This is a genomic window from Arsenicibacter rosenii (assembly GCF_001870735.1).
In the GTDB taxonomy this organism is placed as follows: domain Bacteria; phylum Bacteroidota; class Bacteroidia; order Cytophagales; family Spirosomataceae; genus Arsenicibacter; species Arsenicibacter rosenii.
Genome location: NZ_MORL01000001.1, coordinates 598,800 through 613,464, shown reverse-complemented (window position 1 = coordinate 613,464; position 14,665 = coordinate 598,800). Strand labels below are relative to the sequence as shown.

10 protein-coding genes are annotated in these 14,665 nt (G+C 48.9%); 3 read left to right on the top strand and 7 right to left on the bottom strand.

Annotated elements, in window-relative coordinates; all coding sequences use genetic code 11:
• Positions 1-257: 257 nt before the first annotated feature.
• Positions 258-2,804, top strand: a complete 2,547-nt coding sequence (gyrA, locus tag BLX24_RS02270; RefSeq protein WP_071501435.1) for a DNA gyrase subunit A — start codon at positions 258-260, stop codon at positions 2,802-2,804.
• Between the two features lie 130 nt (positions 2,805-2,934).
• Positions 2,935-4,365 (top strand): tetratricopeptide repeat protein, encoded by a 1,431-nt coding sequence (locus BLX24_RS02265; protein ID WP_071501434.1) that lies wholly within the window; start codon positions 2,935-2,937, stop codon positions 4,363-4,365.
• Between the two features lie 729 nt (positions 4,366-5,094).
• Here BLX24_RS02265 and BLX24_RS02260 read toward each other — a convergent pair.
• Together BLX24_RS02260 and BLX24_RS02255 are read right to left on the bottom strand one after the other, a co-directional pair.
• A complete protein-coding gene (locus BLX24_RS02260; RefSeq protein WP_071501433.1) occupies positions 5,095-5,565 on the bottom strand; it encodes a helix-turn-helix transcriptional regulator in 471 nt (156 codons plus the stop codon).
• A 166-nt stretch (positions 5,566-5,731) separates the two neighbouring features.
• The gene (locus BLX24_RS02255; protein WP_071501432.1) at positions 5,732-6,547 is read right to left on the bottom strand and encodes a 2,3,4,5-tetrahydropyridine-2,6-dicarboxylate N-succinyltransferase; all 816 of its coding nucleotides are present in this window, start codon (positions 6,545-6,547) and stop codon (positions 5,732-5,734) included.
• A 902-nt stretch (positions 6,548-7,449) separates the two neighbouring features.
• Here BLX24_RS02255 and gap point away from each other — a divergent pair.
• Entirely contained in the window at positions 7,450-8,445 is a 996-nt protein-coding gene (gene gap, locus BLX24_RS02250) for a type I glyceraldehyde-3-phosphate dehydrogenase (RefSeq protein WP_071501431.1), read from the top strand.
• A gap of 41 nt (positions 8,446-8,486) precedes the next feature.
• Here gap and trmB read toward each other — a convergent pair whose 3' ends face one another.
• The 5 genes from trmB to BLX24_RS02225 form a co-directional block, all read right to left on the bottom strand.
• Positions 8,487-9,152 carry a tRNA (guanosine(46)-N7)-methyltransferase TrmB gene (gene trmB, locus BLX24_RS02245; RefSeq protein WP_071501430.1) on the bottom strand — a complete coding sequence of 222 codons (666 nt, stop codon included), beginning with the start codon at positions 9,150-9,152 and terminating at the stop codon, positions 8,487-8,489.
• Positions 9,153-9,154: 2 nt separating this feature from the next.
• Positions 9,155-10,444 (bottom strand): bifunctional folylpolyglutamate synthase/dihydrofolate synthase, encoded by a 1,290-nt coding sequence (locus BLX24_RS02240; protein WP_071501429.1) that lies wholly within the window; start codon positions 10,442-10,444, stop codon positions 9,155-9,157.
• 67 nt (positions 10,445-10,511) lie between these two features.
• Entirely contained in the window at positions 10,512-11,444 is a 933-nt protein-coding gene (locus tag BLX24_RS02235; RefSeq protein ID WP_071501428.1) for an energy transducer TonB, read from the bottom strand.
• 249 nt (positions 11,445-11,693) lie between these two features.
• Positions 11,694-12,923 (bottom strand): HU domain-containing protein, encoded by a 1,230-nt coding sequence (locus BLX24_RS02230; protein WP_071501427.1) that lies wholly within the window; start codon positions 12,921-12,923, stop codon positions 11,694-11,696.
• 22 nt (positions 12,924-12,945) lie between these two features.
• Positions 12,946-14,631, bottom strand: coding sequence for a TonB-dependent receptor (locus BLX24_RS02225; protein ID WP_229201677.1), 1,686 nt, complete (start codon positions 14,629-14,631; stop codon positions 12,946-12,948).
• Between the last annotated feature and the right edge of the window lie 34 nt (positions 14,632-14,665).

The following is a 14,665-nucleotide window of genomic DNA, read 5'->3' as shown; positions in this document are numbered from 1 at the left end:
GGTGACAAACGGCTTTTTTGATCGTAACAGACCGGGTCGACGGGGGGGCGGCAGGGAAAAGATCAGTCCGCCACGGGCCTATAAATCGCTGTTAAAGGGCTATTTACGCGATAATTTCCTGTTTTGGCGAAAAATGAGTATATTTGTATAGAGCGGCAGGCTGTATTGGTTTGGCGTATATAATTGTAAAATTTTGAGAACTTCCCGTCCGGATGCTTTTTTGAGAATCAACGGTATCCGGAGATAGTTGCTGTTATATGGCAGAAGAAACCACAGGTATTGATTCGATGGGTCAGGAGGCAACCGGACCCGGCAACATTATTCCAATCAACATCGAAGACGAAATGAGGGGGGCCTACATTGATTATTCAATGTCGGTTATCATTTCGCGTGCGCTTCCCGATGTCCGGGACGGACTCAAGCCGGTGCACCGGCGGGTACTGTTCGGAATGGCTGAATTGGGGGTCAACTATAATAAGCCTCACAAGAAATCGGCCCGTATTGTCGGGGAGGTGCTGGGTAAGTATCACCCGCACGGTGACTCGTCGGTCTATGACACCATGGTACGGATGGCGCAGGACTGGTCATTACGGTACCCGCTGGTCGATGGCCAGGGAAACTTCGGTTCGATTGACGGTGATTCACCGGCGGCGATGCGGTATACCGAAGCCCGCCTGCGTCGTATTGCTGACGAAATACTGGGGGACATTTACAAAGAGACGGTTGATTTTCAGCCGAACTTTGATGATTCCCTGGAAGAGCCGTCAGTGATGCCGGCCAAACTCCCGAATCTGTTGCTCAACGGCTCTTCGGGTATTGCGGTGGGTATGGCCACGAATATGGCCCCGCATAACCTGACCGAAGTCGTGAACGGGATTATTGCCTTTCTGGATGATCCGGAGATTACCGTAGAGGGATTGATGGAGCATGTCATTGCCCCTGATTTCCCGACGGGAGCGACTATTTACGGGATGGAAGGGGTGAAATCAGCCTTCCGTACGGGGCGTGGCCGGGTGGTATTACGGGCTAATGCGACCATTGAGGAAAACAAAGGAAAAACACAGATCATCGTTACCGACATTCCGTATATGGTCAATAAGGCCGTTATGCTGGAGAAAACGGCTGATCTGATCAATGAAAAGAAAATAGAAGGCATCACCGCCTTCCGGGATGAATCGGACCGTGACGGGCTTCGGGTCGTTTATGATCTCCGGCGGGAGGTTATTCCGAACGTGGTTCTGAATAACCTCTATAAGCATACCTCGCTGCAGTCTTCCTTCGGGATCAACAACGTAGCGCTGGTCAAAGGCCGGCCGATGCTGCTGAACCTGCGGGATATGATCCGTTACTATGTGGATCATCGCTTTGAGGTGATTACCCGCCGGACGCAGTATGAATTGCGGGAAGCCGAAAAACGGGCGCATATCCTGCAGGGCCTCCTGATTGCCCTTGATCATATTGAAGAGGTAATTGCCCTGATTCGCGGGGCTAAGGATCCGGAGCAGGCCAGGGCCGGTCTGATAGAGCGGTTTGGTCTCAGTGATGTGCAGGCTAAGGCGATTCTGGATATGCGTCTGCAGCGGTTGACGGGTCTGGAGCGGGATAAAATCCAGCTGGAATATGATGAGCTGATGTCGCTCATTACTGACCTGAAGGATATTCTGGCCAATGACGTGCGGAAACGGCAGATTATCAAAGATGAGCTGCTGGAGGTAAAAGCCCGTTACGGGGATGAACGCCGGACCGCCATCAATGCCCTGGGCGATGGTAATATCAGTGATCTCTCGCTGATTGCCGATGAGGAAATGGTGATTACCATCTCACACGAAGGTTATGTGAAGCGGACTCCGCTGACCGAATACAAGACCCAGGGTCGGGGAGGGGTTGGTTCCCGGGCAGCAGCCACCAAGGACGATGACTTTACGGAGCATTTGTTTACGGCTACGATGCACAACTACCTGCTGATCTTTACCGAACGCGGGCGCTTATACTGGAAGCGGGTGCATGAACTGCCGGAGGGCAGCCGGATTTCAAAAGGGCGTCCGGTACAGAATCTGATTAACATTGAAGGCGATGACAAGGTCCGTACCGTTATTAACGTCAAGAACCTTGATGATCCGGATTATATAAACAATAACTATCTGGTGATGTGTACCGAGCAGGGGACGATCAAAAAGACCATGCTCGAAGCCTTCTCCCGTCCGCGGCAGAGTGGTATCATTGCCATTACCATTGAAGAAGGGGATCAGCTGCTGAGTGTTTGTCTGACCAACGGCGATAACGACATTGTGGTGGCGTCGAGTTCGGGGAAAGCCGCCCGTTTCCACGAAAGCCGTGTACGGCCGATGGGTCGTACGGCTGCCGGGGTGAAAGCGATTACCCTGGACGAAGAGAATCCGGATGACCGTGTCATCGGGATGGTTTGTATTGTTTCGACCGATGTGCAACTGCTGGTGGTTTCCGAGAAAGGATACGGAAAACGGTCGGAAGTCGATGAGTACCGCGTGACCAACCGTGGTGCTAAGGGGGTGGGTACCCTTAAGGTGACCGAGAAAGTGGGGCGTCTGGTGGCCATTCTGGACGTAACCGATAACGACGACCTGATGATCATCAACCGTTCGGGGATTGCGATCCGGATGGCGGTGAGCGAAATCCGCGTGGCCGGCCGCAATACACAGGGCGTGAAGCTGATCCGTTTAAATGAAGGGGATGAGATTTCATCGGTAACAAAGATTAAACAGGAAGAAGGGGAAGAGACTGCCGGGGCAGAACCGCATGAATCTCAGCCCGCTACTGAGGAATAAAACATCGGGGGGATGGGGGATTAAACCTCATCCCCCTTGTACAATCTAAAGCATAAAGATAACTTTTTGCATCTTTGTGCCGAAACGTCTTAATTTAGCAATACCTATCAACCAATTACAACCCAGTACAATGAAAAAAGTCGTAGTTGCAACGGCGCTCAGCCTGACCTCGCTGGTGGCCGCAGCCCAGACCAGCGCTATTCTTAACTTTCAGAATGGAACGCTGGACAAAGCCAAAACTGAAATCGACAAGGCCGTGACCGATGCCAAGCTGTCGACGAAAGCAAAAACCTGGTACACCAAAGGTCAGATTTACGAAGCGATTGCTATCGACCAGACCGGTGTCTATTCAAAGCTTGACTCGAGTGCGGCCTTAGCGGCTTACGAAGCGTACAAAAAAGCGCTGGAAGTAGAGCCCAACGGCGGAAAAATGAATAAGGAGATTACCGAAGCCTTAGCTGGTCAGAAGCTGTATCAGGCCTTAATGGGGCAAGGGGCCGCCAAGTATCAGAACAAAAACTTCAAGGATGCCATTAAGATGATGTCTCTGGCAGGAGAGGTGATGCCGAAAGATACGCTTTCTCCGCTGTATACCGGTATTTCAGCCCAGCAGGCACAGGATGCCTCTCTGGCGAAGACCCAGTTTGAGAAATACATGGCCAACGGAGGCAAGGATGCCAGTGTGATTTACTCGCTGGCCATGCTCTACCGGAATGATAAGGAAGTCGACAAAGCACTGGCTACGATTGATAAAGGGTTGCAGGTGCTTCCGGCGAATAAGGATCTGGCCGCCGAGAAAGTCAATATTATGTTGTCATCCGGCCGGATGAATGAAGCCATTGCCGGCATGAAGCAATTGATTGAGAAAGATCCGACCAATGCGATCAATGCACTGAACCTCGGCATTGTTTATACCCAGGGAGCTGATAAGCTGAGCGATGAGATTAAGAAGCTGACGGAAGAATCGAAGCGTGGCGCTGATCTGAAGAAGAAGGTAACGGCCGAAAAAGACGCTTTGGACGCGATCAACGGGGAGATTGCCCGTCTGAGTGCGGCGATCAAGAAAAACCCTAAGGCAGCGGATTTAAAGCGTCAGTTAGCGGATGTACAGAAACGTCAGCCGGAAGCAGCAGCCAGTGTTAAACAGGCGGAAGAAGCGCTGAAGGCCGAAGAAGCCAAAGGCGTGAATGCGGCAGCCAATGAGCAGAAAATTGCGGAGCTGCGTAAGCAACTGGAAGAGCAGCGCAATTCGGCGAAGGAATACTACACAAAAGCCTTGTCGATCGATCCGAACAATTACGATGCGAACTTTAACATGGGTGTTGCCTTCTTTAACGAAGCCGCAGAGCTGAACCGTCAGCTGAGCAACATGGATGTGAAAGAATACCAGGCAAAAGGAAAAGAAGTGGAAGGTCGTGTTTGCGGTAAATTCAAAAAAGCATTACCATACTTCGAGAAAGCAAAATCGGTGAAAGATGAAACAGAGGTACAGGAAGTACTGACCTCGCTACAAAATAATCTTAAGCAGATGGAAGAGAAGAAAGTGGTTTGCGTAGAATAGGTACAAAAAGGGGCGATTCTAAATGGTCGCCCTTTTATTGGAATAAGTTAGTTAACATAATATAAATTATATAACAAAAGGAATGTCTCCTGATCAAGGACGGTGATCACAGTTCATTTCAAAAAATGGGTGCGGGTTTATTATTGTAAATGGCTGATTCACGTAACACCGGAAAATAACGGCGTTGCGATGCAATGAGCATACTTTACTCCCGAGCCTGGTAATAAACAGAGCGTTTTTGGACATAGCCCGTCGATTCGGTCGATAGGAACCCTTGCTTGCACCACCGATTATAAAAACTCAGACATCATCTTTGATCACGTCTGAGACGGACCGCGTGTTGCTCTGTAATGGATCACTGAATCTATAGTCGATTACGCTCAGAAATGGATTTAAATAGCCGCTACAGACAGATAAATCAACTGTATGGTGGTATGCATCTCATAAATCAGTCGGTAAACATGTGTAAAGCCGGTTAGTCGTGTTAGCCAGATAACGGCCATTTAAGTAAAGCGGGTTTACTGTAAATCAGCGTCCTGAGCTTGCTTATCGTAACACTCAATTCACGTGAAACGTTAAAGTATTGCTTTACAGTATGTTACAAAAAAGGCCCGAAACGCGATGTTTCGGGCCTTTTTTGTGTAAAGTCTATTAGTTCTATTTATATAATCAATATAGTAGTCTGTAATAGGAAAGAGCGACGTACCGTCGCGATAACGTTGTTATCCGTTACATCGGCGAATACTCTTTGAATGTGCCGTCAGAGTAAAAAATAAGGATGCGTTCTACCGTTTTATTGACGGATTTATCGGGTTCGGGCAGAAGTTCATCCGCAGGATAAGCGGACTGCATGGGTGGTATTTCGGCGCGTTGAGAGCGTATGCCGGCGGTATTGTAACCTGATCCAGGGTAGTTTCCTCCCCCCTGACCCGACATAGTAACGGCCCGCTGTTGTTCAGTAAACCGGTTTGGATTCCGGAACGTCGGCGTAGCCGGAACGGATTCTTCTTCTAAGATCCAGTCAAAACCCAGGTCAGGAAACCGCCGGATTATTTTTTGAATGATATCAAAACTAGGCCTGTTACGGCCGGAAAGTATATGAGAAATACTTGAGCGCTGGACACCAATCTCATCAGCAAAATGCGAGGGAGACAGGTTTTTCTCAATCAATATCTGTTTAATCTTATCGTTAATGTTCATTGTCAACTGTGATTTTACACAAATATAAACACAAATATCTATTTACAATAAATATTATTAATTGTTATATGTAATGCATTGATTCAAAAAAATAAACCACACAAAATGTAAATTATACAATTGTGTGGTTTAGGTATGTTAATTTACTTTTGTTTATTATTAATGATCAGACAGATACGCTGTTTTCGCGGAGTGCATCGTTTAGCGATGTCTTTAGATCCGTTGATGCTTTGCGTTTCCCGATAATTAAGGCACATGGGACATCAAATGTGCCTGCGGGGAACTGTTTGGGATAACTTCCGGGAATAACCACTGCATCTTCAGGCACAAACCCTTTGTATTCGACCGGCTCATCCCCTGTAACATCAATAATTCTGGATGAGCCGGTGATTGTAACGCCAGCTCCCAGTACAGCCCGTTTGCTAATACGAGCTCCTTCAACAACAATGCATCGTGAGCCGATAAATGCGCCGTCTTCTATTATAACCGGGGCAGCCTGAGGTGGCTCCAGTACCCCGCCGATACCTACTCCCCCACTCAGGTGTACATCCTTTCCAATCTGTGCACAACTGCCAACAGTTGCCCAGGTGTCGACCATTGTCCGTTCGTCAACATAGGCACCTATATTGACATAGGAAGGCATCAGAATGACACCGGGAGCCTGGAAGGAACCGTAGCGTGCTACTGCTGGCGGGACAGCCCGTACACCGGCTGCGGCAAAATTAGATTTTAGCGGAATTTTGTCATGGAACGTAAATATACCTACTTCCTGTACATTCATTTTCTGACTGACAAAGTATAACAGGATTGCTTTTTTTACCCACTCGTTAACGGTCCACTCCTTTTCCTGAGATGGCTGAGCTACTCTGAGAGTTCCTTGGTCTAGCTGGTCGATTACGCTCAGAATACGGTCTTTAGCTGATTGGTCCTGAAGAAGATCACGATTACTCCAGATTTGTTCAATAGATTCCTGAAGAGACATTGTAGATTAAAGTTGTAATTTAAACAAAAACCCGTAACTGTCTGATAAATATCTAGTTACGGGTTTACACCAAATTATATTTTGGGTAATAAAAAGAACTATATGCCGATGAATAAATTCAGCGTAAGTACTACAAATGTAGGTTTTTGTTGTTAAATAATAATTATTATCACCTAAAAAAAGAAACGCAATGAAAAAAGATCTTTGTTCAGGAAAATGCTGGTGGACGTTTATTAGTCGCTTAAGCATGATCACATCTGCCTGTGTGTGTAGAGTTACTTATCCCAACTGGATGAAGTAAGTTAGGCTGAACTGTCAGGAGACACAGCTGGGCACATAGGAGAACGTACTCATTTGCGTATCGGGTGTCGGATGAGTCGTTTATGAAGTTGGTGCCGGTAATCAACGACCTGAAACTGCGGGCCAGTTACGGCATTGCGGGCAACAACCTGTAAAGGTTTGTTTTCTGTAGTCGACAGTACCATTTGAGATCTGCTATTTCTAATGCTTTGAAGAGTATTTATGAGATATAGGCTCCTACTCTACTATTATTCATGGTATTGTTGGAAGCAGTTAAAAAAAAACAGACCATTTTAGAACAGACTACTAAATCATTAGTAAAAAACACAGCAGCACATTTAGTCATTATTAGTAATCATATAGTAAAATACTAACTCTGTCCTAATTTATTTAGCATTTACTACCAATAAAACTAATTTTAGCTAAATAAATACGGTGTCTCTGTTCCTGATACTAAATTCTTTATCAGGCCAGAAACTCTCCAGCTATTCCATTAAAGCGTTTCAACAACGTAACTCATCCATCATCAAAATGACAAGAAAAGCCTTCATTTATTCGAAAAGACATATATTTGAGCCGAAATCAAACAATTAGTTAATTCAATGGGAAAAATTCGCGTAGCCATCAATGGTTTTGGTCGAATTGGACGGTTATCCTTCCGCAGACTGTTAGAAAAAGAGAATGTAGAAATCGTTGCCATCAACGATTTGACAGACAATGCAACACTTGCTCATTTGCTGAAATACGATTCAGTACACGGCAAATTCAACGGAACGGTAGCATCTGACAGCGAAAGCCTCACCGTAAATGGTGTTCGTATCAATGCGTATGCCGAGCGTGATCCGAAGCAACTTCCTTGGAAAGAACTGAACGTAGATGTCGTTCTGGAATCGACAGGCCGTTTTGTTGACGAAGCAGGCGCAGGTCAGCACCTGACAGCCGGTGCTAAAAAAGTAGTAATCTCTGCCCCTGCTAAAGGTAATATCCCGACAGTAGTATTAGGTGTGAACGAAGACACCCTGACCGGCGAAGAAACAATCGTCTCGAATGCCTCGTGTACCACCAACTGCCTGGCACCAATGGCGAAAGTGCTGGATGATGTGTTCGGTATTGAAAAAGGATACATGACAACCATTCACGCATACACAGCTGACCAGAATCTTCAGGATGCACCGCACTCCGATTTACGCCGTGCCCGGGCAGCTGCCTTATCGATTGTCCCTACCTCAACCGGTGCAGCCAAGGCAGTAGGTCTGGTTCTTCCGCAATTGAAAGGGAAGCTGGATGGAAATGCAATGCGCGTACCAACTCCGGACGGATCAATCACTGACCTGACGGTCATACTGAAAAAAGAGGCAACGGCTCACGAAATTAATGATGCCCTGAAACAGGCTTCAGAAACATACCTGAATGGCATCCTTGAATTTTGCACAGACGAAATCGTTTCGGCCGATATCGTAGGCAATCCTCATTCGTGTATTTTCGATTCTAAGTTGACAACAGTTAACGGAAATCTGGCCAAAGTAGTGGGCTGGTATGACAACGAATTCGGTTATTCAAGCCGCGTAGCAGACTTAATTGAGCGCTTAATTAAGTAATCAAACGCTCAATTTACGGCATGCCTTTAAAGGGTGTAAGCTTACAGGCTTACACCCTTTTTACATTGTAAATAATTAATTAAAAAACCCTTCGCCGTGAAGATGCCTTCGTATTTGGTTTTTATACCTAAATGAATCTGATTCATCGGCGATGTATACAAGTCTTTTGTCCACACCAGATCCGTAAATCCACACTGCGGCAGCGTCTCCAGCGAATAATCAAAAAACGGCAGATTATCGGTCTTTAAATGCAGGGTTCCGCCTGGCTTCAGAATCTGCTTATACAGCTCCAGAAAACGCGGATGGGTTAACCGGTGCTTTTCCTGTTTATCTCTCGGCTGCGGGTCCGGAAACGTAATCCAGATCGCATCGACTTCCTGCTCACCGAAAAATTCGGTCAGGTAACGGATATCCGTCCGCAGGAAAGCAATATTGCCAAGGGCTAACTGCTGAGCGGCCTGTGATCCTCTCGCTATCCGGTCTCCTTTAATATCAACCCCGATAAAATTTTGGTCGGGAAATGCCTGACCAAGTCCGACCGTATACTCTCCCTTGCCGCAGGCAAGCTCAAGAATAATCGGATTTACATTTCTAAAGTAATCTTCCCGCCATCTTCCCTTGATAGTTTTGTAAACTTCCTTTCCGGCTTCTATTACATTTGTACTTTCGGCATTTTGCCTGAATCGCTCTAACTTTCTTCTGGTCACAATTATAAACAGTTTAACTCTGACACAATGTAATTGCTTCCTACTGTGATAATTACATCGTTTACATTTGTGTTCTTCTTGGCTTCGTCAAGCGCACTATTGACATCAGTAAACGGCACTCCTAACAAGCCAAATCGACTGGCTTCCTTTTGTAAATCGATTGATTTTAGTGAACGGGGGCTCTCTGCTTCACAAAAATAATAGCGCGCCGCAACCGGTAATTCAGACAACAGTAAACCCGGATCCTTATCAGCAACCATGCCGAAGACAATATGCAACTGCTGCTTCGGAACCGATTCAAGCGCCTTAAAAAAGGCCCGGAGACCGGGTTTATTATGCGCTGTATCGACAATGATTTTCGGTGACTCCTGTATTATCTGAAAGCGGCCCTTTAATCCGGTTCCGGAAACAACGCTCCGTAACGCGTCACGGATTACCCCTTCTCCTACCGGAAACTGCTCCTGCAGCAAGTCCGTTGCCAGCAATACCGCCGGCAGATTCAACGCCTGATAATCGCCCGCGAGATCAAGGGCAAACCCATATTCTTTCCCGCTCACGGACGCCTGTACAGTCACGTCTAATAACCCGTTCCGGTGACCGTCCACACGTGCTTTATAATAGTCCACAGCCCGATACAACGGCGCGTTTTTTTCGGCTGCCATCCGCTCAAATACAGGTTCCGTTTCCGGCAACAATTCACCGGCAATTACCGGAATCGTTTCCTTAATAATACCTGCTTTTTCGAAAGCAATTTTGTCCAGTGTCTCCCCGAGAATATCGGTATGATCAAACCCGATATTGGTGATTAACGACAGTTGGGGACTGATAATATTCGTTGAATCTAAACGGCCGCCTAACCCCACTTCAATGATCGCCAGATCGACACGCTGAGCCGCAAAATAACCGAACGCCATGGCCACCGTCACTTCAAAAAAGGACGGGGATATGGCGTCAATTAATCCCTTATGGGTGTCCACAAAACCGGCTACTTCCTGCTCCGGAATCGGCTGCCCGTTTATCCGGATCCGCTCCGTAAAGGACTTCAGATGCGGGGAGGTATATAACCCTACCCGGAAACCGGCAGCCTGATAAATTGAGGCCAGCATATGGGAGGTACTCCCCTTTCCGTTGGTCCCGGCAACATGAATGCTCTTAAACTTCAGATGCGGGTTGCCCAGGGCTTCACACAGGCGTTCGGTATTCTGCAGACCGGGTTTAAACGCTTTCGGCCCGATCCGGTGAAAGACCGGTAACCGGCTGTACAGATAGTCTATCGCTTCCTGATACTCCATACATGAAAAATGGCCGGCGCGTAGCCATGAAACCCTCAGAAAGGGCCCATAACCTTGCGCTGACCACTTATTTTGATTTAATAATAAAGGTAATCGTTCCTGTAGAAACCGGCGGCGCAGACGAGGATTTAGGCACTAACCGCAGTCGCTGTACGGCTTTCCGGTATACTTCGACAACCGATGGACTTACCGTACTCTGTACCTGACGTACCGAGATAATATCCCCGCTGCTGTCTACTTTGAGCTGAAACACAATTTTACCGGTTTCATCGGAGTCATCATTCACATTCGGACGGCTGGCGAGCGACCACCCGGATACGTCGAATGAAACGCCGCTGCCGGTCCCGCCAGGCTGTCCGTAAAACTGCCCGCGGTCAATCTTGCCGTCCGGATGGCCTTTATCCCCCACTCCGCTGGCATCATCCCCGTTGTTATTGCCGCCGACACCGCTGCCGCGCCCTACGGTACCATTTGAGCCGGCACCACCCGACGACCGCTTATATAAGGCATTAGGGTCAACGGTTTCTACCTTTTTGGCGGGTTCCGTACGCGGCGGGGCGGGTGTTGGTCTGGGGGCTTCGGTTTTCTTCGGCTCTGCCTTTTCCGGAACCGAAACCGGACTTTCGTTTTTACTGGCAATAACCGGCTTTTCCGTAACCGTTTTGCCGGTTTTAACCTCTTCTACCTTTGGCACAGGGGTAACCGGGGTTTTCTCCACCCGTGGTGTTGTCGTCACTTTCGGATTCGGACGGTCTTCTGCCTTCTTGACATCGACATCATTCTTCGAATCGTTGGCCTTGTTATACGTCTGTATCTTTCCGCTCCCAACCGCGTCTGTCCCGAAATTAACCTCAACAAACTGAATAGGAGGCGGTTGCGGAATCGACTGAGTCAGCCGGATATAGACCAGAAGAAAAATTAACAGCAGGTTGATGGCAAAGGCACCGGCAAATGCCACCACCCGGACTTCTTTTTCATTTTCAAATGCCGTGCGAATCATGCGCGCGTAAGGTTGATGTTTTGCGTACTAACGATGAAAAGGTGCAATTTGGTTTATGTTTACTAAAAAACCGCTACTAATCCCTAACTTTCCCCTCCCCACTTACTAAAATCAATAAACATGATCTGTCAAACCGGATTTACAGATCAAATAGACTATGTACCGGCAGGGTCGCTAACCAGACACTCAACCCAACAAAAAAAGGCAACCCAACCGGGTTGCCTTTCCTGCCTTGTGTTTTCAAGTGAATCAATTTCGCATTACCCACGCCGGAATCCCGGTTAGCTTGCTGAGACTATCTACACTGGCCACTGCATCGGCTTTCTGCGGGAACCCGACAGCGGCCACTTTGTATAACCGGGTTGATTGATCCGGTAGTATGATATAGGCATCGGCGTAGCCTGCCTTCAATAACGATTTACGAAAACGGACGGCGTTCGGACGGCTGGCAAAACTACCGGCCACTACAATAAAAGCCGGGCGTGCTTCGCTGGCGTCCGGCGTGCCTGTTTCTTCGGGGTTAACAGCAACAGCCGTTTCGTTTTTTTCAACAGCACGCAAAGGCTTTTTAACCGATTCCCGTTTTGCAGCAGCAACCTCCCCCTTCGCTTCGTTACCGGCAGGGGCGGCAGCCGGCACGGATACAACCGGCTCCGGTGTTGTTGCCGGTACCGGAGCAGAAACAGGCTCCGCTGCCGGCGCTTGCGGAACCGTCATTACCGGCAACCGCTGAGGCTCGGTCAACACCGGCCCTTCCGGTTGCCCGGCTGGCGTACGTACCGGTTTTACCTCTGTCAGCCGGTTCCAGGTCTCGGTCAGTGCCGCCGGTACCTGAAAAATAGACGCCGGATTAAAACTGCTTTGTAAGGGCTGACCCGGCTGAATAACCGAGAAATAACTGAGCACACCCAGCGTACCCACGACAACGGCAGCCGCTACCCAGCGAATGTAGAACCGTTGCGGACGGTGTACCACCATAAACGGCGTCTGCTCAATCACCTCTCCGGCCAGAACCGGCCCTAAGGAAACCACGGCAGCGGTTTCGGCAAGGGATTCTTCCGTCAGCCGGACCGCCGGAATGGCTGCCATCCCAAAGGCTTCGCCGTAAAAGTTATGACGCAGTTCCGGTTCGAACTGCAGGCTGCCTTCGTCATTCAGGGTAAACAGGCCAATCCCTTCGAGCACAAAACGGCCCGACTGCTGGACCTGCAAACGAAGACCGGTAACGAACTGGCTGATCTTCCGCTGGGCCTCTTCACGGGGCAGCTGCTCGTGCAGCATTACGTAATTGAGTAACAGCCCGTCGTCCAGCCGCAACGCCTCATTAAAGCCTACCCGTTTCCGTGGCGGCAGAAACTGACCCGTACCGGCCACAAAGGTCGCCGGCTGATAGTTTGTCAGAAACCCGCCCAACTCCGGTACAATCACACAATCGTATTGATACAGAAGCTTTCTCAGATAGGCGCCAAGCGTAGTCATAACTTCGTTATTTTTAGTTACTTCAGAAAGAATAACTGATTCCTCCCAGAAAGTTAAGTCCCTGAACCGGATAATACAAATAACGCTGGTAATTTTGGCCGACGATGTTATTCAACGAGACAAAAGCCGCAAACTGTTTACCCAGAAAATAATCAATTTTCAGGTTAGCATCCCAGATCACCGGTAATTTGTAGCGGGTATTGGTCACAAAGTTCTTCGCCTGAATCCCTTCGTACATATACAGGTCGGCGGTAATGAACAGTTTCTTGTTGAGGATAAACGAGTTGGTCCAGGTGGCCGTCGTCCGAGGCCGGTGATAGGCGATTTCCAGCCGGTCGAGCCCGTAGCGGAAGAACTCCCCTTTCAGGGTTGACCGGAACTTGTCCTTCAAAGAATAGGCGAGCTGGCCGCTGATGGTTAACACCCGCGCGGTACCACCGTCATAGAGGACAAAGAACCTGGTGGTGTCGGGCCAGCTGTTAGTAAAGGTATGGTAATTCCGGTAGGTCGCATACGACACTTTGCCTTCATAGCTGAAGCCACCGCCGATCTCCCCTTTGGACCCGCCATAAAAATCAGCGGATTTAATGGTATTCGCCAGCAACACGTTCGGCGACAGCCAGCGGTTTTCGGTTAACAGGGACCGCAGTGTATTCCGCATGATATCCCCGTCTATCCCGGCAAAGAAATGGATATTCCCCGTTGGCACCGCATCCAGGCTGACAACCGGAAACGCCTGCGTCCGGTTGATCCCCAGCCGCTTGTCCGTCTCATTGACCGCATTGACGCCGACGGTTGCCGTAAAGAGCGGCGAGGCATATTTAAAGGTGGGCGTCACCCGGAACAGATTCCGGTTATCGACCAGCTGGTCTGTCCGCTGCGTCACATAGGCATCGGCGGTTAACAGGGCATATACCTGATCACTGATCGACATGGAGGCGTTGAAATTGGTTCCCCAGTCTACCTCCGACGCACTGTACAGATCCCGTAATACGGTAACCCCGGTTTTCAGCGAATAATCGACGGCCGTTTCATTATCCGTGTTTTCAAATCCCAGCTTAAAATGAAGCGTATTCAGCCGCTGGCGGATGCTGTCGCGGGGAGGGGCTTCGGTACGCGGACGATACCCGTAAAATCCGTATACATCGCGGTTATAGCCCAGTTCAGCCGAAAACTTCAGCGCATTCAGGGCATAGTTTCCGGCCAGCCGGAACCGGTTTTCACTCTGTCCGGAATTGCGCCCGTCTTTCGGCCCCAGATTCGACGACAGATGCCGGAAAGAACCCTCCCAACCCAGATTAGCGGTGTTCGGCGAGGCAACGAAGGCTTCGCCGAGGAATGAACTGTAGTTCCCCGCCCCGACTTTAACATAGTTGTTGAACGGTACCTGCTGATCCGGTTGGGTCACCGACGGCGGCAGTACGTTCGGCGTTGTCTTCTGATCCGCAACCGTCAGCGGACGGTCCTGAAACTCGTAGGTAATCTTCCGCTGCTCCTCCGACTGCTTCAGGGAGGGTATCTTGTTGAACAGACGGATCGCCGGCGGCAGGTCAATCTTGCGGCTTTTCTCCACGGTGATTTCCTGATTTTCGATTTCGCCTTCTTTCTTCGGCGGGCGGGGTTGCTGGTTCTGGGCCAGCAGCGGACCCGTCGCCATCGAAAGGGCAAGGGCCGTTATATATATCGGATGTTTTTTTAATACCAGCATATGTGTTTCCGGCAGTACGTTCTGAACCGGGCGG